The organism is Terrabacter sp. LjRoot27 (assembly GCF_964254175.1).
GTDB lineage: Bacteria > Actinomycetota > Actinomycetes > Actinomycetales > Dermatophilaceae > Terrabacter.
On sequence record NZ_CAXUSS020000001.1, the window covers coordinates 610,986 to 632,623 of the forward strand.

The 21,638-nt window shown below is 72.0% G+C and carries 23 protein-coding genes and 1 pseudogene; 13 read left to right on the forward strand and 11 right to left on the reverse strand.

All coding sequences use genetic code 11. The annotated features are described in order from the left end of the window. The first annotated feature begins 35 nt into the window (after positions 1-35). From ACSQ2D_RS02775 to ACSQ2D_RS02790, 4 genes are all read left to right on the forward strand, one after another. The gene (locus ACSQ2D_RS02775; RefSeq protein ID WP_435984501.1) at positions 36-773 is read left to right on the forward strand and encodes a response regulator transcription factor; all 738 of its coding nucleotides are present in this window, start codon (positions 36-38) and stop codon (positions 771-773) included. After that, positions 751-2,505, forward strand: a complete 1,755-nt coding sequence (locus ACSQ2D_RS02780) for a sensor histidine kinase (RefSeq protein WP_435984502.1) — start codon at positions 751-753, stop codon at positions 2,503-2,505. Before ACSQ2D_RS02775 ends, ACSQ2D_RS02780 begins: the two co-directional genes overlap by 23 nt. A gap of 89 nt (positions 2,506-2,594) precedes the next feature. After that, on the forward strand, positions 2,595-4,589 hold the full coding sequence (locus tag ACSQ2D_RS02785) for a glycosyltransferase family 39 protein (protein ID WP_435984503.1): 1,995 nt from the start codon (positions 2,595-2,597) through the stop codon (positions 4,587-4,589). A 1-nt stretch (position 4,590) separates the two neighbouring features. Continuing rightward, positions 4,591-5,115: a GtrA family protein gene (locus ACSQ2D_RS02790; RefSeq protein ID WP_435984504.1), complete on the forward strand. Its 525-nt coding sequence runs from the start codon at positions 4,591-4,593 to the stop codon at positions 5,113-5,115. 25 nt (positions 5,116-5,140) lie between these two features. Here the strand turns inward: ACSQ2D_RS02790 and ACSQ2D_RS02795 are convergent, their stop codons facing one another. Together ACSQ2D_RS02795 and ACSQ2D_RS02800 are read right to left on the reverse strand one after the other, a co-directional pair. Beyond that, a complete protein-coding gene (locus ACSQ2D_RS02795; RefSeq protein WP_435984505.1) occupies positions 5,141-6,238 on the reverse strand; it encodes an MBL fold metallo-hydrolase in 1,098 nt (365 codons plus the stop codon). A gap of 103 nt (positions 6,239-6,341) precedes the next feature. Then, positions 6,342-7,658, reverse strand: a complete 1,317-nt coding sequence (locus ACSQ2D_RS02800; RefSeq protein WP_435984506.1) for an MBL fold metallo-hydrolase — start codon at positions 7,656-7,658, stop codon at positions 6,342-6,344. 105 nt (positions 7,659-7,763) lie between these two features. On the opposite strand from ACSQ2D_RS02800, the gene ACSQ2D_RS02805 reads away from it, so the two are divergent. The 5 genes from ACSQ2D_RS02805 to ACSQ2D_RS02825 all read left to right on the forward strand — a co-directional run bounded on the left by ACSQ2D_RS02805 (position 7,764) and on the right by ACSQ2D_RS02825 (position 10,614). Then, positions 7,764-8,324: a toxin-antitoxin system HicB family antitoxin gene (locus ACSQ2D_RS02805; protein WP_435984507.1), complete on the forward strand. Its 561-nt coding sequence runs from the start codon at positions 7,764-7,766 to the stop codon at positions 8,322-8,324. Between the two features lie 56 nt (positions 8,325-8,380). Next, complete coding sequence (locus tag ACSQ2D_RS02810) at positions 8,381-9,250, forward strand: DUF4097 family beta strand repeat-containing protein (protein WP_435984508.1); 870 nt, start codon at positions 8,381-8,383, stop codon at positions 9,248-9,250. Continuing rightward, positions 9,247-9,519, forward strand: a complete 273-nt coding sequence (locus ACSQ2D_RS02815) for a hypothetical protein (protein WP_435984509.1) — start codon at positions 9,247-9,249, stop codon at positions 9,517-9,519. The genes ACSQ2D_RS02810 and ACSQ2D_RS02815 overlap by 4 nt, the downstream gene beginning before the upstream one ends. 87 nt (positions 9,520-9,606) lie before the next feature. Further along, complete coding sequence (locus ACSQ2D_RS02820) at positions 9,607-10,230, forward strand: FMN-binding negative transcriptional regulator (RefSeq protein ID WP_435984510.1); 624 nt, start codon at positions 9,607-9,609, stop codon at positions 10,228-10,230. Positions 10,231-10,320: 90 nt separating this feature from the next. Further along, entirely contained in the window at positions 10,321-10,614 is a 294-nt protein-coding gene (locus ACSQ2D_RS02825) for a hypothetical protein (protein WP_435984511.1), read from the forward strand. Between the two features lie 16 nt (positions 10,615-10,630). Here ACSQ2D_RS02825 and ACSQ2D_RS02830 read toward each other — a convergent pair whose 3' ends face one another. The 3 genes from ACSQ2D_RS02830 to ACSQ2D_RS02840 are packed head-to-tail and all read right to left on the reverse strand — an operon-like array spanning position 10,631 to position 15,282. Further along, a complete protein-coding gene (locus tag ACSQ2D_RS02830; protein ID WP_435984512.1) occupies positions 10,631-12,316 on the reverse strand; it encodes an FAD-dependent oxidoreductase in 1,686 nt (561 codons plus the stop codon). Positions 12,317-12,362: 46 nt separating this feature from the next. After that, positions 12,363-14,459, reverse strand: coding sequence for a glycogen debranching N-terminal domain-containing protein (locus ACSQ2D_RS02835; RefSeq protein ID WP_435984513.1), 2,097 nt, complete (start codon positions 14,457-14,459; stop codon positions 12,363-12,365). Positions 14,460-14,508: 49 nt separating this feature from the next. Then, positions 14,509-15,282, reverse strand: coding sequence for a hypothetical protein (locus tag ACSQ2D_RS02840; protein ID WP_435984514.1), 774 nt, complete (start codon positions 15,280-15,282; stop codon positions 14,509-14,511). Positions 15,283-15,507: 225 nt separating this feature from the next. Between ACSQ2D_RS02840 and ACSQ2D_RS02845 the strand changes: the two are divergent. Continuing rightward, positions 15,508-15,606, forward strand: a pseudogene (locus ACSQ2D_RS02845) (carbohydrate ABC transporter permease); the annotation flags it as partial. On the opposite strand, the gene ACSQ2D_RS02850 reads toward ACSQ2D_RS02845, so the two are convergent. Continuing rightward, on the reverse strand, positions 15,596-16,462 hold the full coding sequence (locus ACSQ2D_RS02850; protein ID WP_435984515.1) for a phosphatase PAP2 family protein: 867 nt from the start codon (positions 16,460-16,462) through the stop codon (positions 15,596-15,598). The pseudogene ACSQ2D_RS02845 and the gene ACSQ2D_RS02850 sit on opposite strands and share 11 nt — an antisense overlap. A gap of 144 nt (positions 16,463-16,606) precedes the next feature. On the opposite strand from ACSQ2D_RS02850, the gene ACSQ2D_RS02855 reads away from it, so the two are divergent. Continuing rightward, a complete protein-coding gene (locus ACSQ2D_RS02855; protein ID WP_435984516.1) occupies positions 16,607-18,082 on the forward strand; it encodes a DUF222 domain-containing protein in 1,476 nt (491 codons plus the stop codon). Here ACSQ2D_RS02855 and ACSQ2D_RS02860 read toward each other — a convergent pair. Genes ACSQ2D_RS02860 through ACSQ2D_RS02870 form a run of 3 tightly spaced genes read right to left on the reverse strand, consistent with a single transcriptional unit; the run spans position 18,064 to position 19,282 of the window. Beyond that, positions 18,064-18,444, reverse strand: coding sequence for a VOC family protein (locus ACSQ2D_RS02860; RefSeq protein ID WP_435984517.1), 381 nt, complete (start codon positions 18,442-18,444; stop codon positions 18,064-18,066). The two genes, ACSQ2D_RS02855 and ACSQ2D_RS02860, sit on opposite strands and share 19 nt — an antisense overlap. After that, the gene (locus ACSQ2D_RS02865) at positions 18,444-18,968 is read right to left on the reverse strand and encodes an SRPBCC family protein (protein ID WP_435984518.1); all 525 of its coding nucleotides are present in this window, start codon (positions 18,966-18,968) and stop codon (positions 18,444-18,446) included. The genes ACSQ2D_RS02860 and ACSQ2D_RS02865 overlap by 1 nt, the downstream gene beginning before the upstream one ends. Then, entirely contained in the window at positions 18,965-19,282 is a 318-nt protein-coding gene (locus ACSQ2D_RS02870) for an ArsR/SmtB family transcription factor (protein WP_435984519.1), read from the reverse strand. Before ACSQ2D_RS02870 ends, ACSQ2D_RS02865 begins: the two co-directional genes overlap by 4 nt. 78 nt (positions 19,283-19,360) lie before the next feature. Here ACSQ2D_RS02870 and ACSQ2D_RS02875 point away from each other — a divergent pair, with 78 nt between their 5' ends. Continuing rightward, entirely contained in the window at positions 19,361-19,879 is a 519-nt protein-coding gene (locus ACSQ2D_RS02875; protein ID WP_435984520.1) for a putative immunity protein, read from the forward strand. Between the two features lie 12 nt (positions 19,880-19,891). Here ACSQ2D_RS02875 and ACSQ2D_RS02880 read toward each other — a convergent pair whose 3' ends face one another. Next, positions 19,892-20,386 carry a CAP domain-containing protein gene (locus tag ACSQ2D_RS02880; protein ID WP_435984521.1) on the reverse strand — a complete coding sequence of 165 codons (495 nt, stop codon included), beginning with the start codon at positions 20,384-20,386 and terminating at the stop codon, positions 19,892-19,894. Between the two features lie 103 nt (positions 20,387-20,489). Beyond that, a complete protein-coding gene (locus ACSQ2D_RS02885; RefSeq protein ID WP_435984522.1) occupies positions 20,490-20,984 on the reverse strand; it encodes a DUF4385 domain-containing protein in 495 nt (164 codons plus the stop codon). Between the two features lie 73 nt (positions 20,985-21,057). Here ACSQ2D_RS02885 and ACSQ2D_RS02890 point away from each other — a divergent pair, with 73 nt between their 5' ends. Continuing rightward, positions 21,058-21,636 (forward strand): GNAT family N-acetyltransferase, encoded by a 579-nt coding sequence (locus ACSQ2D_RS02890; protein WP_435984523.1) that lies wholly within the window; start codon positions 21,058-21,060, stop codon positions 21,634-21,636. The last annotated feature ends 2 nt before the right edge of the window (positions 21,637-21,638 follow it).

Sequence of the window (21,638 nt, forward strand, 5' to 3'; positions counted from 1 at the left end):
GTCACGGCACAGGCCCAGGGGTTTCACTGGATGACATGAGCGAGAAGACCAAGCCCGCAGCGGCCCGACTCCAGCGACTCGACGGCTCCCCGGTGCGGGTGCTCGTCGTCGACGACGAGGCCAACCTCACCGAGCTGCTCGGCATGGCGCTGCGCTACGAGGGCTGGGAGGTGCGCGCCGCAGGCACCGGCATGGAGGCCGTGCGCGCGGCCCGCGAGTTCGACCCCGACGCCGTCGTGCTCGACATGATGCTCCCCGACTTCGACGGTCTCGAGGTGCTGCGACGCATGCGCGCCGACAACAGCAACGTGCCCGTCCTCTTCCTCACCGCCAAGGACGCCGTCGAGGACCGCGTCTCGGGCCTCACCGCCGGCGGCGACGACTACGTCACCAAGCCCTTCTCGCTCGAGGAGGTCGTCGCCCGCGTCCGAGCGCTCATGCGCCGCACGACGATCGCCGTGTCGGCGTCCGACTCGGTCCTCGTCGTCGGTGACCTCACCCTCGACGAGGACAGCCACGAGGTGATGCGCGGCAGCGAGGAGATCCACCTGACCGCGACTGAGTTCGAGCTGCTGCGCTACCTCATGCGCAACCCCAAGCGGGTGCTGTCCAAGGCGCAGATCCTCGACCGCGTCTGGAACTACGACTTCGGCGGCCAGGCCAACGTCGTCGAGCTCTACATCTCCTACCTGCGCAAGAAGATCGACGCGGGGCGCGACCCGATGATCCACACCATGCGAGGAGCTGGGTATGTCCTCAAGCCGGCCGCCTGAGGCGGACACCGAGCTGCCGGACCGCGCCGACCTGCCCGACGACGACGGCGCGAACGCGCCCGACCTCGCCCCCGAGGGCGTCGGCTTCCGTGACGAGGAGCCCGACGATGTGATGGCGTATGCCGTCCCGACACCTGCCGCAGCCACGCCGCGCCCCGAGGACGGCGTGGAGGGCGTGGACGGCGACGCCGACGCCCGGGTGCCGCTGGGCCGGCGAGTTGCCGACGCGCGTGACCAGGTGCGGCCGTGGTCGGCCTGGACGTTGCGCGCCAAGCTCGTCGCCTCGATGCTCGCCCTCTTCACCCTGCTCAGCCTCGCCACGGGAGCGTTCACGGTCGTCGCCCTCGACCGCCAGCTGACCGGACAGGTCGACGACCAGCTCCACGAGTCGTTCACCCGCATCCTGAGCGGGGGCCCACTGCCAGACTTCAGCGTGAGCGGGGACGACGAACGGCGCTTCGGTGGGCCGGGCGACGAAGGGCTCAACGCCTTCCTCCCCACGAAACCCACCAGCCTGTTCCCGACGGACATCGGGAAGGCGACGTCCCTGGACAAGCAGCCGACCAACCTCACCGCGGCCCAGCTGCAGGTCCTCGCCGGGGCGGGGCTCGGTCCCAACGCCACGGACATCGACCTGGGCGGGAACCTCGGGACGTACCGCGTCATCGCCACGTACCAGACGCTCCGGCCGAGGGGGAGCCTTCCGTCCTCACCCGACGCCACCCCAGGCGTCCTCGTGGTCGGTCTGCCCATGACGCAGCAGGAGCGCACTGTCCAGCAGATGGTGGTCCTGGCGATCAGCACGGTCGCGGCCGGCATCATCCTCGTGGCCCTGATCGGGACGTGGCTCGTGCGACGCAACCTCGAGCCGCTCCGTCGGCTCGCGGCGACGGCCACGAAGGTGTCGCAGACGCCGCTGGACTCGGGCAAGGTCGCGCTCGGGGCCCGGGTCGACCCCATCGACACCGACACGCGCACCGAGGTGGGCCAGGTCGGCGCGGCCTTCAACGAGATGCTCGACCACGTCGACGAGGCGCTCAACGCCCGTCACCAGAGCGAGCAGCGGGTGCGCCAGTTCGTCGCCGACGCGTCGCACGAGCTGCGCACGCCGCTCGCCTCGATCAAGGGCTATGCCGAGCTGTCGCGCCGCGAGCCCGACCCCGTCCCGCCGACGGTGACCCATGCGATGGGTCGCATCGAGTCCGAGGCCAACCGGATGAGCTCGCTCGTCGAGGACCTGCTCCTGCTCGCGCGCCTCGACGCGGGCCGCCCGCTCGACGTGGCCCCGGTCGACATGTCGATGCTCGTCATCAACGCGGTGAGCGACGCCCACGCGGCGTCGCCCGGTCACCGCTGGGACCTCGACCTGCCGCCCGAGCCCGTCGAGGTGACGGGTGACGGCGCCCGGCTCCACCAGGTGGTCGCCAACCTGCTCGCCAACGCGCGTACCCACACCCCCGACGGCACCCGCGTCACGACGTCGGTGCGACCCGAGGGTGAGTGGGTGCGGGTCGCCGTCCACGACGACGGGCCCGGCGTGCCGGATGCCCTGCAGCCCAACGTCTTCGAGCGGTTCGCCCGTGGCGACGACGCTCGCGTCCGCGCTGGTGGCAGCACCGGTCTCGGTCTGTCGATCGTCGCCGCCGTCACCAAGGCCCACGGGGGCCGGGTGGAGCTCGACAGCCGAGCCGGCGACACGACCTTCAGCCTGCTCCTGCCCGCCGCCCCCTGACGTCCCCGGCTCACGGGCCGGCTGCACTCATCAGTGCACCAAAGTCGGGTCATAGGAAGCGCACAGTCCCGGGCTCGACGGTGGGGGACATGGATACGATGACCCTCACCACCACGGGCGGGACCGGCACAGCGGGCAGCACCGCACCGTCGCCCGTCGGGCCGGCGGACAGCCGCCCGCAGACCACGCAGCCGCCCGCCCGTGCGGGTCGTCCCGGCCGGCTCCGGCGCCTGTGGCGCGGAGCCGACGCCGACCCGGCGTGGGCCCGTCCCGCGCTCCTCGGCCTCCTGCTCGTCACGCTCGTCCTCTACACGTGGAACCTCACGGCGAGCGGCTACGCCAACTCCTTCTACTCCGCGGCCGTCCAGGCCGGCAGCGAGAGCTGGAAGGCCTTCTTCTTCGGCAGCTCCGACGCCGCCAGCTCGATCACCGTCGACAAGCCGCCGGCCTCCCTCTGGGTGATGGCACTCTCGGTGCGCGTCCTCGGTCTCAGCTCCTTCGCGATCCTGCTGCCGCAGGCGCTCATGGGTGTCGCGACGGTCGGCGTGGTCTACACCACCGTCAAGCGCCACTTCGGCGCCGCTGCAGGACTCATCGCGGGCGTCGTCCTCGCGCTGACGCCCGTCGCCGCGCTGATGTTCACCTTCAACAACCCCGACGCGCTCCTGACGCTCCTCATGGCACTCGGCGCGTGGGCCACGATCAGGGCGATCGAGCAGGCCTCGCCGAAGTGGATGATGATCGTCGGCGTCTTCATCGGCCTCGGCTTCCTCACCAAGACCCTCCAGGTCCTGCTCGTCGTCCCCTTCTTCGGGCTCGCCTACCTCATCGCTGCGCCGACGACGCTGCGCAAGCGGATCGTCCACTCCCTGCTCGCCGTCGGCACCATGGTGCTCTCGGCCGGCTGGTGGGTCGCGATCGTCGAGCTCATGCCGGCGTCCGCCCGTCCCTACATCGGCGGGAGCCAGACGAACTCCTTTCTTGAGCTGACGTTCGGCTACAACGGCCTCGGTCGCCTGAGCGGTGACGAGACCGGTTCCGTCGGCGGCGGCGGTCCGGCGGCAGGCGGCGGCATGTGGGGCTCGACCGGCCTCCTCCGGATGTTCTCCTCGAGCGTCGGCGACCAGGTCTCGTGGCTCATCCCCAGCGCGCTCATCCTGCTCGCAGCCGGTCTGTGGCTGCGTGGCCGTCGTCCGCGCACTGACCTGCGCCGCGCCGCCTACCTCGTCTGGGGTGGCTGGCTCGTCGTCACGATGCTCGTCTTCTCGCTCATGGCCGGCATCTTCCACGAGTACTACACCGTGGCCCTGGCCCCCGCCATCGGTGCCGTCGTCGGCATGGGTGCGGTCGAGGCCTGGCAGCGCCGCTCGAGCGCGGTCGGCACCATCGCCCTCGCCGCCGCGACCGCGGCCGCCGCGACGTGGAGCTTCATCCTCTTGTCGCGGACGACGGCCTACGGCGACTGGCTGCGCATCTCGGTCCTCGCGGTCGGCATGGCCGCCGCCCTGCTCATCCTCGCGACCCGCTGGATGCACGCCCGTGCCGTCCCGTTCGTCCTCGCCGCGGCCCTCGTCGCGGGCCTCGCCGGCCCGGGGGCGTATGCCGTGTCGACCACCGCCCAGGGCCACAGCGGGTCCATCGTGACGGCCGGTCCCGCCGGATCGAGCCGCGGTCCCGGTGGCGCCGGAGGCATGGGCGGCATGGGAGGCATGGGCGGCCTGCTCGACGCCTCGACGCCGAGCACCGCGGTCGTCGCGGCCCTGTCGGCCGACGCGGGCAGCTACACGTGGGTCGCGGCAGCGGTCGGCTCGCAGACGGCGGCCGGTCTCCAGCTCGGCACGCAGCTGCCCGTCATGGCGATCGGAGGCTTCAACGGCTCCGACCCGAGCCCGACGCTCGCGCAGTTCCAGCAGTACGTCGCGAACGGCCAGATCCACTACTTCGCCGGCGGCGGACGGGGATTCGGCAACCAGAACGGTGGCAGCAGCGCCTCGTCGGAGATCAGCTCGTGGGTGCAGGAGAACTTCACCCTGGTGACGATCGACGGCTCGACGTTCTACGACCTGACCCAGCCCCTCCAGTAGCATGCCGACCCCCACGTCGGTGTCGCGAGCACACCTCTCCCAGCAGGTCATCCGCTTCGCCGGCGTCGGAGTCCTCTCCACCGCCCTGCACCTCGGCCTCTTCGCGGCCCTGGTGCGGGGCGGTGCACCGTCCCAGCTGGCCAACGGCGTCGCCCTCGTCATCGCGACGGTCGTCAACACCGGGCTCAACCGGGCCTGGACCTTCGGGGTCTCGGGGCGCCGCAACCTCGTGGCGCACCACGGCCAGGCGCTCGTCATCTTCGCGATCACGTATGCCGCCACGACCGCCGCGCTCGCGGTGCTCGGAGCGGTCGCCCCGGGCGCGGGGACGCTCGTCCAGACCTTCGTCGTCGCGGTGGCCAACGTGCTCTCGACGGCGGCGCGGTTCGTCGCCATGCGTCGCTGGATCTTCCGGACCCCCGCGGCTGGGGACGACCCCACCGCGGCACCGGGCGGACGGGCGGACCGCCACGACCCGGCATACACCGGCGGTGGCGTGCTCGAGGGCCCGCAGGGCGAGCGCTGACGGCGGTCCGTCGCCCTACGGGCTCCTAGTCGTGGTCCTCGGGGGCGGCGCAGGACTCCCACCACGGGTCCTGGTGCGCAGCGACGACCTCGTCGACGTCGCTGTCGCTCAGCTGGATCCGGGTCCCGACGCGCGGGGCGACCATCCGCACGCCGCGCTCGGCGGCCGCCCGCCGGGCCCACCGGATCGGCTCGCTCCACCAGTGCGTCGCGAGGTTGAAGGTGGCCCAGTGGATGGGCAGCAGCACCGAGTCGGTCTCGCCCTTGTTGACGTCGAGGTGCGCCTCGATCGCCTCCTCGGGGTTGAGGTGGATGTCGGGCCAGTGCACGCTGTAGGCGCCGATCGGGATGATCGTGAGGTCGAACGGGCCGAGGTCCGCGCCGATGTCGGCGTAGCGGTGGGTCGGTCCCGAGTCACCGCCGAAGAAGACCGCGTGGCGCGGCCCGCGCAGCGACCACGCCGCCCAGAGGGTCTGGTTGCGCACGAACCCGCGTCCCGAGAAGTGCCGGGCCTCGGAGCACGTGATGCGGATGCCCGCGATCTCGGTCTCCTCGCGCCAGTCGAGGCTCGTGATGCGCCCGGTCGGCACGCCCCACGACCGCAGGTGCTCGTCGACCCCGAGCGGCACGACGTAGTGCGGGCGGTGGGTGCGCTCGAGCTGCATGATCGACGGCTCGTCGAGGTGGTCGTAGTGGTCGTGGCTGATGACGACCGCGTCGAGGTGCGGGATCTCGGCGATGCGGCCCGGGACCGGGTGCAGGCGCTTGGGCCCGGCGACGACCGAGGGCGAGGCCCGCTTGCCGAAGACGGGGTCGAGCAGGAAGCGACGACCGTCGAGCTCGACGACGCTCGTGGCGTGGCCGTACCACGTCACCGCCAGGTCGGCCGGCTCGTGCGGGTGACGTGGTGTCACGAGCGGGACGGTGCCGCGCGGGCGGCCGCGGCCGAACCCGCGGACCATCGTCGTGAGCATGCTGCCCGGGCCCTCGGCCTCGGACATCGCGACGACGTGCGTCGGCTCGTGCGAGCGGAACTCGCCGTCGCGGTAGTTCGGCGACGCGGTCGCGCGCTGACGCTGCGTCGCGGTCGACGCACCCATCCGTCGGAGGATCGGGAGCTGCACGGGCTTCTCCTGCCTGTCGTGCCTCACGGCTCGGGCGGCCACGCGAGTGCGGGCTGCCGTCATTCTCGTCCAGCGTCGGGCAGGCCGCCCGAGTTCCCGACGGTCAGTCGCGGTCCTCGGGCGCCGCGCACTCCTCCCACCACGGGTCGGCGTGGGCGGCGGCGACCGCGGCGGCGTCACCGGTCGTGAGGTCGACGCGCTCACCGACGCGGGGGAAGGCGACGGGGACCCGCGCCTCGACCGCGGCACGACGGATGCGGCGCACGGGCTCGGCCCACCAGTGCATCGACAGGTTGAAGGTGGCCCAGTGGACCGGGACGAGGAGCGACTCGCGGGCGGCGGTCTGCACGGTGCGGGTCGTCTCGGTGGGATCGCCCTCCTCGTGGGTGCCACCGGGAGTGTCGATGCGCTGGTCGCCCTCGATGAACGCGTCGGCGACACCGGCGGCGTCCTCGGTGAGGGCGTGCACCTCGTCGCCGATGCGGTTGACGTCGCGGTGGGCCGCGAGCGCCTGCTCGGGGTCCATGTGGATGTCGGGCCAGAACGAGTCGTAGGCCCCGACGGGCATCAGGGTCACGTCGAAGGGGCCGAGGTCGGCGCCGATCGCGGCGAAGCGCTTGGACGTGCCCGAGTCGCCGGCGAAGTAGGCCGTGTGACGCGGGCCGTGGAGGGCCCAGCCGGCCCACAGCGTCTGGCTGTCGACGAGCCCGCGCCCGGAGTTGTGCCGCGCCTCGGTGCACGTGAGCCGGATGCCGGCGACCTCGGTCTCGCCGCGCCAGTCGAGCGCGGTGATGCGCGACTCGGGCACGCCCCAGGCGAGCAGGTGGGCGTTGACCCCGAGGGGCACGACGTAGTGGGGGCGGTGGGTCTCCTCGAGGCGCACGACCGACGGCTGGTCGAGGTGGTCGTAGTGGTCGTGGCTGATGAGGACGGCGTCGATGCTCGGGAGGTCGGCGATCGACCCGGGGACCGGGTGCATCCGCTTCGGTCCCGAGTGACGGATCGGCGAGACGCGCTCGCTGAAGACGGGGTCGATGAGGAAGCGGGCGCCGTCGAGCTCGAGGACGCTCGTGGCGTGGCCGTACCACGTGACGGCGAGCTCGCCCGGCTGCTGCGGCGGCGTCGCGGCGACGACGGGCACGGTGCCCGCCGGCCGGCCACGGCCACTGACCCGGATGGCCGCGAGCAGCGCGCTCGTCTGGGCCTTGACCCGCGGGCGCAGCGAGGGCTCCTCTCCCTCGAAGCGGCGGTTCGTGAAGTTGGGGGAGTCCTGCACGAAGGGCAGGATCGCCGCGGGCGAGGCGCCCATCCGGTTCATGACCCGCACGAACTGGCGCGCACGGGTGCGCGAGGAGACCTTCTCGATGGCGGACGAGAGGGCGCGGACGGACGGGCGGTCGGAGGTTCCGAGGCTGCGCATCGGGCACCTTTCACGAGGGGTGAGGGGCCCGCTGAACGTACCCGTCGGCGACTCCGCGTCATCATGGTGTTGACGTGACACCACAGTGGTGTCATAGTGATGCACATGGACATCACCGAGTACGTCGACGCACTGCGTCGGGATCTCGCCCAGGCGGCCAGGGCGATGGGTCCGGAGACCGAGCAGGCCGCCGAGCGGATCGGCTTCGCCCTCGACTCGTCCGCACGTCTGGCCCTCATGGACGCGCTCTCGCACGCCGCGGCCGAGATCACGAACGAGCTCGACGGCGCCTCCGTCGAGGTGCGGCTGCAAGGCCGCGAGCCCGTCTTCGTCGTCGTGGGGGCCGGCCCGTCGGCCGTCGCCGACGACACCCAGGTCATCGACACCGCTGACACCACCGTGGTGTCACCCGATGACGAGGGGGCCGAGACCTCGCGCATCACCCTGCGCCTGCCCGAGGCCCTCAAGGTCCGGGCCGAGGAGCTCGCGACGAGCCGCGGCCAGTCGCTCAACACGTGGATCGTCAACGCGGTCCGCGCCGCCACGGGGACCGGCGTGCCGCCGATGCCCGGCTTCCCGCCGATGCCGCCCGGCCCGCAGTTCGGACCCGGCGCCCCCGGCCGCAACCGCTCCTCCAACAAGCGCGTGCAGGGCTGGGTCCGATGACCCTGCCTGACCAAGCAACGACCACCACGACCACCACCGAGCAAAGGGGACTTCCCATGGGCACCACCCTCGAGACCCGCTTCGACACGACGGGTCCCATCACCCTCAAGGCCGAGCTCCTCGTCGGCGACCTGACGCTGACCGTCGGCAGCGGTCCGACGACGACCGTCCGCCTCCACCCGCATGGCAAGCACGGTGCCGAGATCGCCGAGAAGTTCACCGTCGAGGCGCACGGCAACGACGTGTCCGTGCTCGCGCCGAAGCTGCGCGACAGCTTCTTCTCGCTCGGCACGAAGGGCTCCGTCGACGTCGAGGTCGAGCTGCCCGCAGCGAGCTCGGTCGACGCCAAGACCGGCGCCGGCGACGTCACCGCGGCCGGGCTGCTCGGGGAGGTGCGCGCGGCCACCGGCGCCGGCGACCTCACCTTCCACGAGGTCGGGTCCGGCCGGTTCAAGTCGGGCTCGGGCGACATCACGCTCCAGTCGGCGAGCGGCGACCTCGACGCCAAGACCGGGTCGGGCGACATCACCGTCGGCACGGGCGGCGGTCGCCTCGACCTCACGTCGGGCAGCGGCGACATCTCGCTGCGCCGCTCCGACGCGGCCGTCAAGGCGAAGACCGGCTCCGGCGACCTCCACATCGGTGCCTCGACCGGCGACCTCGAGCTGACGACCGGCACGGGCGACGTCACCCTCGACGGCGTGCACGGCGGCGAGGTCCGGGCCAGGACCGGCACGGGCGACGTCACCATCGCCGTCGCCCACGGGGTCGCGGCCTACCTCGACCTCAACACCGTCACCGGCGACGTCGACATCGACCTCGAGGAGACGTCGGGCCCCGGGGACTCCGAGGCCCAGGCACGCCTCGTAGTGCACTCGGGCAGCGGCGACATCCGGGTCAAGCGGGCGCAGGTGAGCCTCGCATGAGCACCGGGACCCTGAGCCTGTCGCCGCAGGAGGCGATCGCCCGCGACCGCATCGTCGAGCGCGTCGCCGCCCGCCACCACGCTCCCAAGGCCGGACGCACCCGCCGGCACGTCCGGGCCGCGCTCCTGCTGCGCAGCCTCGCCGAGCGGCTCGACCCCGCGGCCGAGCGTCCCCAGCGCGCCGACCTGCACGTCGTCCCGGCCCCGCACGCCGGGAGCCCGCGTCCGTGGACGGCCGCGCCCCGCCGGGCCCCGCACCGGCACAGCTGATCCCGCCCCCTCCCCAACGGAGCCCGTCGACACCCGTCGGCGGGCTCCGTGCCTGTCCGCCCGTCCGGCGCGTGACACCATCGGTGCATGTACGTGCCCAAGGCGAACGCCATGGCCGACCCGGACGTCACGGCCTTCCTCGCGGAGCGTCCGGCCGCGCGCCTCGTGACCGTCGGCCCCGACGGTCGACCGGACTCCACCCTGCTGCCCGTCCTCGTCGACGGCGACCGGGTCCTCTGCCACGTCGCCCGCGCGAACGACCACTGGGCCCGCATCGCGCCGGCCTCACCCGGTCTCGTCGTCGTGGGTGGCGCCGACGCCTACGTGTCCCCGGCCTGGTACGCCTCCAAGGCCGAGCACGGGCGCGTCGTGCCGACGTGGAACTACAGCGAGGTGCAGCTGCGCGGCACCGTCACGGTGCACGACGACCCCGACTGGGTGCTCGACGTCGTCACCCGGCTCACCGAGCGCCACGAGTCCGGGCGCGAGCGGCCTTGGGCCGTCAGCGATGCCCCGCCGAAGTACGTCCGCGGCCGGTTGCGGGCCATCGTCGGCATCGAGGTCCTCGTCGAGTCGGTCGAGGGCAAGGCCAAGCTGAGCCAGAACCGGTCGGACGCCGACCGCGAGGGCGCGATCGAGGGGATGCGGGCCGAGGGTGGCGTCCTCGCCCACGTGGTGGCCGACGAGATGGAGCGCCAGCTCCGGGGCTGAACCCCACTGCGACACAACGCCGCCCAGCGCATGCCGAACGCATCACCCGGGCACAGACGCCCCACAGGTGTCGGGTCGAACGTTGAGGACATGGACTCGACACCCCGCCCCGGAACTGCTCCCTCGACCTTCCGTGCCACGCTCCGTCGTGGCCTCGGTGCCGCCGGCGCTGCCGTCGCGGTCGCCTTCGTCGGCACGACGGCCCTCGGTGCCGGGGAGGCCCACGCCGCAGGCGTCTCCGGCGGTCTGACGCCCGTCCGCACGGCCTCCGAGCCGGCCCGGCACCCGCACCGCGACCACGCGGCGCACCCGGCCAACCTGCCGGCGGCCACGACGACGGCCTACCGCTACTCGTTCCGCGACGGGCAGCTCATCCGCCTCTGACGGGTGGAGCCGCGGCTCAGCGGGTCGGGTCGAGCCAGGCGTGGACGAGCGGCACGACCGAGGCACCCTCGCCGCTCGCCGAGGCCACGCGCTTCATCGAGCCGGCGCGGATGTCGCCCGCGGCGAAGACCCCGGGCACGGTCGTCTCGAGGCTCTCGGGCGGGAGGTCGCCGCGCCACCGGTCCTGGGGCACGTCGCGACCGGTGAGGACGAAGCCCCGCTCGTCGCGGGCGACCGCGTCGGGCAGCCAGTCGCAGTGGGGTGCCGCGCCGATGAGGAGGAAGAGGCCGCGGCACTCGTGCCGGGTCTCGGTGCCGTCGCGGGTGTCGCGGACCGTCACCGAGCCGAGGCGGCCGTCGTCCCCGGCGCTGCCCTCGACGACCTCGGAGCAGCCCCGGACGCTGATCCTCGGGTTGTAGCCGATCTCGCCGACGAGGTAGTCGGACATGGTCTCGGCCAGCGACTCGCGCCGCACGAGGATCGTCACGTGCCGGGCGAAGCGGGCGAGATGGATCGCCGCCTGGCCGGCGGAGTTGCCGCCGCCGACGACCATGACGTCGTAGCCCTCCATCTCACGGGCGGCGGTCATGGCGCTGCCGTAGTGGACGCCGAGCCCGACGAGCCGCTCGATGCCCGGGGCGTCGAGGCGGCGGTACTTGACCCCGGCCGAGACGACGACGGCGCGGGCGAGCAGGTCGCCACCCTCGGTGCAGAGACGGTGCGGCGCGAGGACGCCCTCGGCGTCCACCTCGCCGGGCACGAGTGACGTCACCGGCCAGCCGGAGAAGAACTGCGTGCCGAAGCGGATGGCCTGGTTGCGCGCCCGCTGGGCCAGACGCATACCGCTGATCCCCCTCGGGAAGCCGAGGTAGTTGCGGATCATCGACGAGGTGCCCGCCTGCCCGCCGACGGCCTCCGCCTCGAGGACGACGGTGCTCAGTCCCTCGGACGAGGCGTAGACGGCGGCCGCGAGGCCGGCCGGTCCGGCCCCGACGATCGCGACGTCCACGACGCGCTCGACGTCGACGTCGGCGGGCCGACCGTAGATGCGCGAGGCCACCTCGCGCACGCTGCGGGCGCTGCCGACGCGCTGGTTGAGGTCCATGAAGAGGGGGAACTCGACCTCGCCGCCCTCTGCCGCGACGAGCGCGAGGACGTGCCGGCCCTTCTCGCTCTCGGGGGTGTAGACGCGGTTGGGCAGCCCCATCCGGTCGAGGTAGTCGCGGATGCTCAGTGTCAGGGCGTCCTCGACGGGCGAGACGATGGCGACCGCGACGACCTCGGGCTCGGCGACGGTCGAGCCCCAGTCGGAGAGCAGCTCGCAGATGGCCGAGTGGAACTCCTCGTCACGGGCACCGCGGGGCATGAGGAGGTACGCGTCGTACTTGCCCTTGGCCATGCCGCCGCGGAGCCGCTCGGCGTCGTCGCGGAAGGTCGACACGTGCGCGGCGATGACGCGGCGGGCGGTCGGCACGGTCTGGCGCCACCAGTGGAACGCCTCGTGGACGTCGGCGTCGGGGAGGCGCGACTCCGTGACGAACATCGCGACCTGACCGCCCTCGGCGACGACCGCCTTGGCGGCCTGCTTCGCCTCGTGGGCCGTCGTGGCCGTCGGCAGCTCGTAGTCGCGCTCGTAGCGGCTGAACTCGTCGCGCAGCACGTCGCAGCGGGTCTCGGACACGAGGATGATCGCCGGCTTCACCCTGCCGATCCTAGGAGCGCCGGGCCTCCAGGGGTAAGCCGTCGCCTCAGTGGGTGACGACCGTGACGTCGTCGGGTGCGCTGAGCACCTCGACGTCACCGTCGGCCGAGACGGCGAGGTCGATGCGGCCGCCGCAGAAGCGCAGCCCCTCGATGCGCAGCGCCCCGTAGGGGGCGGGTCGCGCGGGGGAGAGGTGCAGCGTGCGGGTGGCCGCGTCGGGTCGGGGGCGGAGCGCCACCGTGAGCAGCGCGACGGCCGATGCGGCCGACCAGGCCTGGGGCCGGCACGACGCCGGGTAGGGCGTCGGCGCGCCGGCCAGGGCGAGGCCCGAGTAGAGCTCGGGCCACCGGTAGGAGAAGGCCTCGGCCGATGCGAGCAGGGTCCGCGCCACCGCGCTCGCCTCGGCGCCGAATCCCTCGCGGGACAGGCCGATCGCCGTGATCGCGGTGTCGTGCGTCCAGATCGAGCCGGTGTGGTAGCCGATGGGGTTGAAGCCGCCGTTGCCGGTGCCGAGGGTGCGCACCCCGAAGTCGTCGAGCAGCTCGGGGCTCGTGACGGTCGCTGCGACCGCCGTGGCCTCGTCAGCGGTGAGGGCGCTCGTGCCGAGCACGTGGCCCATGTTGGAGCCGAGCCCGTCGACCGCTCGACCCGCGCCGTCGAGGGCGATGGCGAGGTGGTGGCCCGCGTCGGTGTCGACCCAGAAGCGGTCGCGCAGCCGGCCCTCGAGCGCGGTCGCCGCAGCGTCAGCGGCGTCAGCGGCGTCGGCGGCGTCCTCGGCACCGAGCGACCGGTAGAGGCGCGCGGCGGCGCGGAGGGCCTCGACGGCATACGCCTGCGCCTCGACGAGCGCGATCGGGGCGTCGGCGACCGTGCCGTCGCGCCACCGGATCGAGTCGCCGGAGTCCTTCCAGCCCTGGTTGGCGAGGCCCGTGCCGGAGGTGTCGAGGTACTTGAGCAGGCCGTCGTCGTCGGGCTGCCCGTCGCCCGTGAGCCAGTCGACGGCGGACCGGAGGGCGGGCAGCAGCGTGCGGGCTCGCTCGGGCGCCAGGCCCCAGTCGCAGGCGTCGGCGAGGAGGCAGACCCAGAGGGCGGTCGCGTCGACGGTGCCGTAGTAGACCTGCGGCAGCGCCATGCCGGTCGTGGTGTCGCGGTGCACGTGGCGGCGCAGCTCGTGCGGGATCTTGCCGGGCGCCTCGCCCGTGACGGGGTCGTGCGTCATGCCCTGGCGTCGGGCCAGCGTGTGCAGCGTCCCCTCGGCCAGCTCGGTGCCGAAGGGCAGCAGCATGCGGGCCGTCCAGATGGAGTCGCGGCCGAACAGCGTGAGATACCAAGGGGTTCCGGCTGCGGCGAAGACGTGCTCGGGCGAGGCGGGGTCGCGCAGGACGAGGTGGCGCAGGTCGTCGAGACCGCGCTCGACGGTGCGCGCGACCCGGTGGTCCTGGGCGGTGACGCGCACGTCGTCCCACGTCACGGCATCGGCGCCGGGGTCCGCGTCGAAGGCGGAGGCCCGGAGCCGCTCCGTCGTGACGCGCAGGCAGACGGAGGCGGTGCGGCCGGGTTCGACGACGAGTGTCGTCTCGAGCGCGACGGAGCCGTCGTCACCGGGTCGCACGGCCACCATGCTGCCCGTCGGGAGCTCCTCCAGGGCGACGGTCGTGCGGTGCCAGTCATCGGCCAGTTCTGCGCTGCGTTCGTCCGTGCCTATTTCAACCCTGCGCAGGTCAGGGCCTCGCAGAATGCCGGACTTGACCTCTGCAATGCCGAGCCCGTCCCCCAGGATGTCGAAGGCGACGTTTGTTTCAATTGAGTATGGATACCGAGATGTGAGCGTGACCTTCTCGACCATGACAGGGCCCTCGAGGGTGCGTCTCCTCAGGATCTCCACCATCGATTGCTGAATACCATCGTCGAGGTTTCGCGCGACACCAAGGTGAAGTCCAGTCCCCCCCGTCACCCGCTCGGCAAGGAAGTCCGGTGTCTCACGCCCGATGCGGACCGTCAACTGATTGATGATGCGTCGATCATCTACGAAAAGACCCTGGCACGTTCCGAGCTCAATGTCGCCATGACGACTTGACATCACGGTGGCGTTTCCAGAAACCAGTATCGACAGTTCGTGGAGCCACGGCTGTCGGCGAGTCATGGCGCGAGCCTATTCCATCGATGGGCTCGCCCCTCGTGCCTGATTGCGATCAGGTGGTGGCTGGCCCGGGAGGTGCGGACGGCCGGAGGGGGCGGCCAGTGGACGCTGCCCGCATGGCTGCGTCGGCTACCACGTTGCGAAAGGCCTCATAACGCTCGTCCTGCCTGAGCTTCAAGGCGTTCGTGATGATGATCCACCAAGCAGCGAGCGCGAGAGCTGCGGTGGCAACCCAGCCGCCCGATGATAGTTGCGCCTGTTGACCCATCAAGAGCGTGACGGCCGCGACTGGCACAAGCGACCCGCACAGCACATTGATCTCCAGCTCGATCGCGTCGATGTTCAGGGTAGGAGCCATCCGGCGGAGCCACAGCTTGCAGTAGATGAAGGCGTCAAACAGAGGGTCCTCACTCAGCTTCGACTGATCAAGCGGTCCGTTGAGCGAAGCTCGGAGCGCTGGATGCGTAGCCATGGCTCGATCCCAAGAGTCTGCACCCAGGCGATCGACGATATCGGCACGCAACTTCCCAACGGTGCCTTGCGGACCCCATCGTTTTCCAATCGAACGTACGGCGACAAAGCCAAGTGCGCGTGCGAAGTAGCCGACTAGATAACTCAGGCTCAGTCCCGCAGCGATCCACAGGTACCGCAAGGCTCCCGCACCGTCTGCTGTTCCTGACTGCATCGATTGAAGAAGAACCGAGTCTTGGGAGACTCGCCATATGGCCAAGGATGCGACGATGACAGCGCCCGGAGCAAAAACGCTCGCAAGCGTAATGAGGAGGTATAGCGCGATGCGCCGCCAGCCAGCGTCATCCGCATCCATTTCGCTCCCAGTCATTGGCCCGACGTCGAATGGATCATATGGCTTGGGAGGGGCCCGCAGGGTCTTTGCAATGAAGAGACCGGACCTGTGGGCTCGAACAGAATGAGTCGCGTGCTCGGATCTCACCGTGAAGGGTTTGACCTGTCGAGCCGCCTCATCCTGCGTTCTGGACGTAGTGACCGCAGCCTATTTCCAGCCCGCTCGTCGGGGTCGTCGCTCACACACGCTGCGGCGGTGCTCATGACGATCCCGGTGGCGCTGATGTTCTTCGTCTTCCAGAAGCGGATCATCTCCGGCTCGCTCAAGGGCGCGGTCAAGGAGTAGCCGCACCCTCAGGGGCTGCGGCGTCGCCGCGCACCGCCTCGGGCCGCTCTCGCAGGGTGAGCCAGAGGCGGTGTGCGGTGATGACGGCGAGGGCCCAGGCGAGCCCGATGAGCCAGCCCGCGAGCACGTCGGTGAGCCAGTGGTGGCCGAGGAAGACGCGGGAGAGCCCCATCGTCGCGACGAAGAGCGTGCCGATCGTGATCGCGAGGGTGCGCTGCCACGCCGCGGTCGTCTCGATGAGGACGAGGTAGACGACGATCGTGGTCAGCACCGTGGCGTTGAGTGTGTGGCCGCTCGGGAACGACGGCGACACCTCGAGGGGTGGCACGGCGAGCGAGGCCGGCGGGCGGGCCCGGTCGACGACGTTCTTGCCCACGATCGTCATGGCGAGCGACCCGGCCGCGGCGATGACGGTGAGCACGACCGGCGTCCACCGGCGACGACGCCACGTGATGACCGCGACCGCGACGAGGGCGAGGATCGGCATGCCGACCGGGCCGCCGACGTCGGTGAAGGCGGTGATCGCGGAGTCGAGCCCGGGGGAGCGGAGGGTGATGGCCGCGTCGAGCACCGGCTGGTCGACCGCAGTCAGCCCGTCCCGTCCGGCGACGCCCTCGTAGACCGTCTCGATGCCCTCGACGAGGACGACCATGACGACGAGCGCGATGACGGCGAAGACGACGAAGGCCACGTGGGCCGAGGACCACGACCTGACGCGCCGTGCCGCGGGGCGTGAGGCGCGCGCGAGCCCGGCGAAGACGTCGACGAGCCAGCGGCCGAAACGGGTGCGCCAGGCCGTGAGGTCGCGCGCACCGATCGTGTCGTCCGGGGTCTGCGGGCGGGTCGGCTCTGGCATGCCCCATCCTTACCCATGACCGGCCTGACGGCCGCAGGGGTATGCCGTCGCGCGCGTCTCGATGAGGCGTAAACCCTTGTGGGACAGGACGTTTGGTGTGGACAACTCTTGTCTGGCTGTTCGAACGCCTGTACGATTGGGGGTATGGAGCAGAGCCGGAGCGCGCAGCAGATCGAGCAGGACTGGGACCACGTCGCGTCCCTGGCCGCTGACCTGCACGACGCGCACGCCCGGCTCGTCGACTTCGTCGCGGCCGTCCTGACCGACGGGTCCTGGCAGGCCGCGGGGCTGCGGTCACCCGAGCACTGGCTGATGCTGCGCGCCGGGCTGTCGCGGGGCCAGGCGTCCGCGGTGGTCCTGCTGGCCCGGCGGGCGCAGGAGCTGCCCGCGACCTCCGCCGCGTTGCGCCAGGGGCGGATCAGCCTGGACCAGGCCGCGGTCGTGGCCCGGCACACCCCGGCCGCGTTCGACACCACCGTGGCGGAGTTCGCGCAGCACGCGACGGTCACCCAGCTGCAGCGCACGGTCACCCGGTACGACTTCACCCTCCAACCCGACAGCGTCGACGACCGCGGCCGCGGCCTGCCTGGTGAGCGGGACGCGACCCTGGATCCGCCACGGGTGGAGCCGGTCGAGCCGGCGCACCTGAGCATGGGCCTCGACGCCGACGGGCGGTTCCGGCTGCGCTACGACGCACCCGCCGAGGTCGGCGCGCTCGTCGAAGCGGCCCTGGCGGAGGCCAAGGACCACCTCTTCCACGCCCTCGCACCCGAGGGTTGGACCGACGAGCAGAAGCGGGCTCTGAACGGGGACGTGCTGCACCCCGACCAGTCCTGCACCAGCGGCGGCCGGCCCCGCGTCACCTGGGCCGACGCCCTCATCGTGCTCGCCACCCGCTCCCTCGACGCCGCCACCACGACACGCGACGGAACCTCCGGCTCCTCCGGCGGCTCGGGTGGGGCCGCTCGGCGGGCCCGGTACCGGGTCCAGGTCCACCTCGACACCGACGGCGCCTGGCTCACCGGCCGCCCCCGCCTGCCCCAGCACATCACCGACCAGCTCACCTGCGACGGGACCCTGACCCCCGTCTGGGAGACCGACGGACACCCCGTCAACGTCGGCCGCACCCAACGCGTCGTCCCGCACCGCACCCGCGTCCTGGTCCTGGACCGCGACCGCGGCTGCCGCTTCCCCGGCTGCGGCTCCACCCGCAACCTCGAGATCCACCACCTCATCCACTGGCGCGACGGCGGACCCACCGACGACACCAACCTCCTCGGCGTCTGCACCCCCCACCACGACGGACACCACCGCGGCGAGTTCACCATCACCGGCGACCCCACCCGACCCGACGGCCTCACCTTCCACACCGACACCGGACTACTCATCGGCCCACCACACAAACCACCCCGGACACCACCACCACACCTGGTCCCAGCCCCCGACCCCCACCCAGACCAGGACCCGAACACGGCGGACCGATCCAGACCACCAGCCAGACTCGGCCGCCGCTACCCCGCCCCCTCCGGCGGACCCCTGCACCTACACCTCGTCGACTTCACCCCGACCTCACCCCGATCCGAGGCTGTCGCGAGGGATGGTCACCTCTCGAAGAGCTGACGCGCTTCCCACGTGGACAGGCAGAACGGGTGGCCGGCGGGATCGGTGTAGACGCGGCAGTGCTCGTTGGGCTGGACCTCGAGGAGCCGGGCCCCGGCAGCGGTCGCACGTGCTCCGGTCGCCTCGAGGTCGTCGACGAAGAAGTCGAGGTGCAGCTGCGTCGGCGCGGACCCTCCCGGCCAGGTCGGCGGCTCGAAGTCCTCGACCTGCTGGAAGGCGATGATGGCGGCTCCGGTGCTGACCGCGGCCCAGTGTGCCGAGCCTCGCACGATGCCGCCAGTGATCTCGGCGTAGAACTGTGCGAGCGCCATGGCGTCGGGAGCGTTGACCGTCGTCCCGTCGAACCGGATCGTGTCGGACATCAGCGGTCCGTCAGGTTCTCGTAGGTGGGGGTCAGGGCGGTCCAGCGCTCGTGCCAGGCCGGTGCGGCCACCTCCTGCGACCAGCCGTCGGCGTGGGCCGAGCCGCCGCTCGCCAGCGACCGTCCGAGATCCTCGAGGTGCACCTGCCACCCGGCCCCGTAGAAGTGGAGCTGCCCGACCGGCAGCCCGCGCTCCTCGACGACGAGCCGGGTCCGGGACCCCTCGGCGGTGAGCCACGCCTCGATCTGGCTCTCGTCGTCGCTGCCCGGCTCGGTCGTCAGGAGCAGGTGGTGGGGCGCGTCGCAGACCTCGATGGTCGCCGGACCGGTCCACGTGCTCGTGAAGACGGCGTGGACCGTCCCTCCCACGCGCAGGTCGCCGGACACCTCGGCGATCCAGCGGGCCAGGCGTTCCGGGGTGGTGCAGGCCTCCCACAGGTCGTCGATGTCGGTGTCGTAGACGTCCTCGACGCGGACCGCTCCGCGGGTGTCGTCGAGGGCGCGCATGGTGCCGATGATCTTCACTTCCGTGCCTTCTTTCCTCGGGCGATCTCGGTGTGCAGGGCGTCGAGCCGGTTCTGCCACAGGGCGCGGTAGGCCTCCAGCCACTCGTCGACCTCGACGAGCGCCTCCGGGCGCAAGGTGTAGATCCTGCGCTGCGCCTCCTGGCGCACCTCGACGAGCCCGGCCTCGCGGAGCACCCGCAGGTGCCGGGACACGCCGGGCCGGGCGATCGGCAGGGCGTCGGCCAGCTCGCCGGCCGTCGCCGGGTGGTCGCGCAGGATCTCCAGCACCGTGCGTCGGCTCTGGTCGCTCAAGGCCTGCAGCACCGCGTCCATGACGTGAATGTACCCGATCAGTTATGTACCCGCAACGATAAACAAAAGACGGGTCCCCCTGCGTGGTAGGAACGGGGGATGCCGATCCTGCCGACCCAGCGTGACCCGCGGTTCATCACGATCCGCCGCGGCGGCACCCTGACGGACGCGCACCACCGGCTCCTCGCCGAGTGGGCCCTCGTGTGCGCCGCGCACGTGCTGCCGCTCTTCGAGACGGCGCATCCGGACGACCGGCGCCCCCACGAGGCCATGGACGTCGCCCGGGCGTGGATCCGTGGCGAGGCGCCGATGCGTGACGCCCACCAGGCGGCCTTCCGGGCCAACGCCGCCGGGCGCGGGATGGACGATCCCGTGAAGTTCGCGGCGCTGTCGGTGGGGCAGGCGGTCGCGGTCGCCCACGTCGCCGCGCACGAGCTCGGCGCTGCGGCATACGCCATCAGGGCGGTCAGCGCGGGGGCGCCGCCCGTCGAGGCCGAGCGCGCCCGGGTCGAGGAGCGTGACTGGCAGCGCGAGCAGCTGCCCGTCGACATCCGCGCGCTCGTGCTCGACGACCAGCGACGCCGCAGTGCCATCTGCTGGCACGTCTTCGACGACTGAGCTGCTCCGGGGTCAGCCGCCGAAGTCCTGCGTCCAGTAGTAGCGGTAGGGGCCACCGACCGCTGAGCCGACACCGATGGCCTTGTAGCGGCAGTTGAGGATGTTGGCCTTGTGTCCCGGGCTCTTCATCCACGCGTCCATGACGGCCTTCGGCGTGGGGTAGCCCGCCGCGATGTTCTCGCCGATGAGCGATCCGGTGTAGCCCTGCGCCCGGATGCGCTGCGCGAAGGTGCGACCGTCGAGGCTCGTGTGCGAGAAGTAGCGGCGCTTCGCCATGTCGATCGAGTGCGCCTGGGCGGCGCGTGCGAGGCGCACGTCGAGCACGAGCGCTCGGCACCCGGCCTTGGCCCGCTGGACGTTGACGAGCTGGATGACCTGGTTCTGGACGCTCACCGTCGCCGCCCCCGCGGACTGCGCCGGGCCGATCGCCGGGGTGGCCGCGAGCGCGGCCGACGCGGCGACGACGAGGCCGACGCGGGTGCGGGTGGGGGTGCTGGTCGGGCGCATGGGTCCTCCGAGGTGACTGCGGGCGTATGCCGTCCTGCCACGGTACGGAGGTCGGCGACGGTCTGTCGACAAATCGGACAAAACCCCCACGGTATCCGCGCCGTCAGCCGTGTCGCTCGCGGTGCTCGGTGCGCCAGTCGGTGTACTCCGTGACCGCCTCGACGGCGTCCCAGGCCGCCTTGAACACCCGGGCCGCCGCGGCCTTCTCCTCGTCCTCCGGTCCGCGGGGGAGCTCGGTCCGGCCGTGCGCGCCGCTGCGGCCGCGCTGGTCGGCCGGGACCGGGCCGTCGTACTTACGGCCTCCGGGGTGGTTCGCGTAGCGCCGGGCACGGGTGTAGCCCATCTGGAGGAACTTGCGGGCCATGTCGGCCCCGACGAGGTCACCGGCGGCGAGGTAGTCCTCGAACCTCGACCGGATGGCGGTCGCGCTCTCGCGAGCGGCCTCGGCGGTGCGGAACCGCCAGAGCGGCAGCAGCTCGTCCTTGTAGGGCTGCACGCGCAGCACCCCCTGCTCGCCGCGGCCGACGCGGTAGTCCTCGGGGTGTGCGCGCAGGTCGAGCGACTCGAGGTCGAGTCCGGCGTACGGGTCCGGCGTCACCCGCCCATCATGACCCGCGGGGGCGCGCGGCGGGACGTCCCACGTGTCGGTGCCCGTCGCTAGCGTTGGCGCCATGACCTTCGAGGTGCGCCCCGCGACGCTCGCGCGGTTCGACGACGTCGCCACGATGCTCGGCCCGAGGAACCCCGCGTCGACCGTGTGCTGGTGCCTGAGCCACCGGCTCGACTCGAGGACCAGCCGGAGTCTCGTCGGTCCGGCGCGCGGCGAGTTCGTCCGTGACCTGACGCGCCGCCCGGTCGCGCCCGGCGTGCTGGCCTACGACGGCGACGAGGTCGTCGGCTGGGCAGCAGTGGCACCGCGCTCGGAGCTGCCCTTCGCCCGCTCGACCAAGATCCCGCACGTCGACGACGCCGCCGTGTGGTCGATCTGGTGCATCCGCGTCCGGCCCGGCCACCGGGGTCAGGGGATCTCGCTGCCGCTCCTCGAGGGCGCCGTCGACTACGCGCGCGACCGCGGCGCCCCGGCCGTCGAGGGCTACCCCGTCGACAACCGCGGGGAGAAGGTCGACCTCACGATGGCGTACGTCGGCACGCAGGTCCTCTTCGAGCGGGCGGGCTTCACCAAGGCGGCCGACACGACCGCCGTCTCCGGCGGCTTCCCCCGCGTCGTCATGCGCCGGTCGCTGTCCTAGGG

Excerpts from the sequence above, each read along its gene's own strand:
- ACSQ2D_RS02850 (WP_435984515.1), bottom strand. The coding sequence starts at position 16,462 with ATGCCAGAGCCGACCCGCCCGCAGACCCCGGACGACACGATCGGTGCG.
- ACSQ2D_RS02825 (WP_435984511.1), top strand. The coding sequence starts at position 10,321 with ATGGACTCGACACCCCGCCCCGGAACTGCTCCCTCGACCTTCCGTGCC.
- ACSQ2D_RS02820 (WP_435984510.1), top strand. The coding sequence starts at position 9,607 with ATGTACGTGCCCAAGGCGAACGCCATGGCCGACCCGGACGTCACGGCC.
- ACSQ2D_RS02775 (WP_435984501.1), top strand. The coding sequence starts at position 36 with ATGAGCGAGAAGACCAAGCCCGCAGCGGCCCGACTCCAGCGACTCGAC.
- ACSQ2D_RS02790 (WP_435984504.1), top strand. The coding sequence starts at position 4,591 with ATGCCGACCCCCACGTCGGTGTCGCGAGCACACCTCTCCCAGCAGGTC.
- ACSQ2D_RS02835 (WP_435984513.1), bottom strand. The coding sequence starts at position 14,459 with ATGACTCGCCGACAGCCGTGGCTCCACGAACTGTCGATACTGGTTTCT.
- ACSQ2D_RS02870 (WP_435984519.1), bottom strand. The coding sequence starts at position 19,282 with ATGGACGCGGTGCTGCAGGCCTTGAGCGACCAGAGCCGACGCACGGTG.
- ACSQ2D_RS02805 (WP_435984507.1), top strand. The coding sequence starts at position 7,764 with ATGGACATCACCGAGTACGTCGACGCACTGCGTCGGGATCTCGCCCAG.
- ACSQ2D_RS02855 (WP_435984516.1), top strand. The coding sequence starts at position 16,607 with ATGGAGCAGAGCCGGAGCGCGCAGCAGATCGAGCAGGACTGGGACCAC.
- ACSQ2D_RS02780 (WP_435984502.1), top strand. The coding sequence starts at position 751 with ATGTCCTCAAGCCGGCCGCCTGAGGCGGACACCGAGCTGCCGGACCGC.
- ACSQ2D_RS02785 (WP_435984503.1), top strand. The coding sequence starts at position 2,595 with ATGGATACGATGACCCTCACCACCACGGGCGGGACCGGCACAGCGGGC.
- ACSQ2D_RS02890 (WP_435984523.1), top strand. The coding sequence starts at position 21,058 with ATGACCTTCGAGGTGCGCCCCGCGACGCTCGCGCGGTTCGACGACGTC.
- ACSQ2D_RS02880 (WP_435984521.1), bottom strand. The coding sequence starts at position 20,386 with ATGCGCCCGACCAGCACCCCCACCCGCACCCGCGTCGGCCTCGTCGTC.
- ACSQ2D_RS02840 (WP_435984514.1), bottom strand. The coding sequence starts at position 15,282 with ATGGATGCGGATGACGCTGGCTGGCGGCGCATCGCGCTATACCTCCTC.
- ACSQ2D_RS02875 (WP_435984520.1), top strand. The coding sequence starts at position 19,361 with ATGCCGATCCTGCCGACCCAGCGTGACCCGCGGTTCATCACGATCCGC.
- ACSQ2D_RS02815 (WP_435984509.1), top strand. The coding sequence starts at position 9,247 with ATGAGCACCGGGACCCTGAGCCTGTCGCCGCAGGAGGCGATCGCCCGC.
- ACSQ2D_RS02860 (WP_435984517.1), bottom strand. The coding sequence starts at position 18,444 with ATGTCCGACACGATCCGGTTCGACGGGACGACGGTCAACGCTCCCGAC.
- ACSQ2D_RS02800 (WP_435984506.1), bottom strand. The coding sequence starts at position 7,658 with ATGCGCAGCCTCGGAACCTCCGACCGCCCGTCCGTCCGCGCCCTCTCG.
- ACSQ2D_RS02810 (WP_435984508.1), top strand. The coding sequence starts at position 8,381 with ATGGGCACCACCCTCGAGACCCGCTTCGACACGACGGGTCCCATCACC.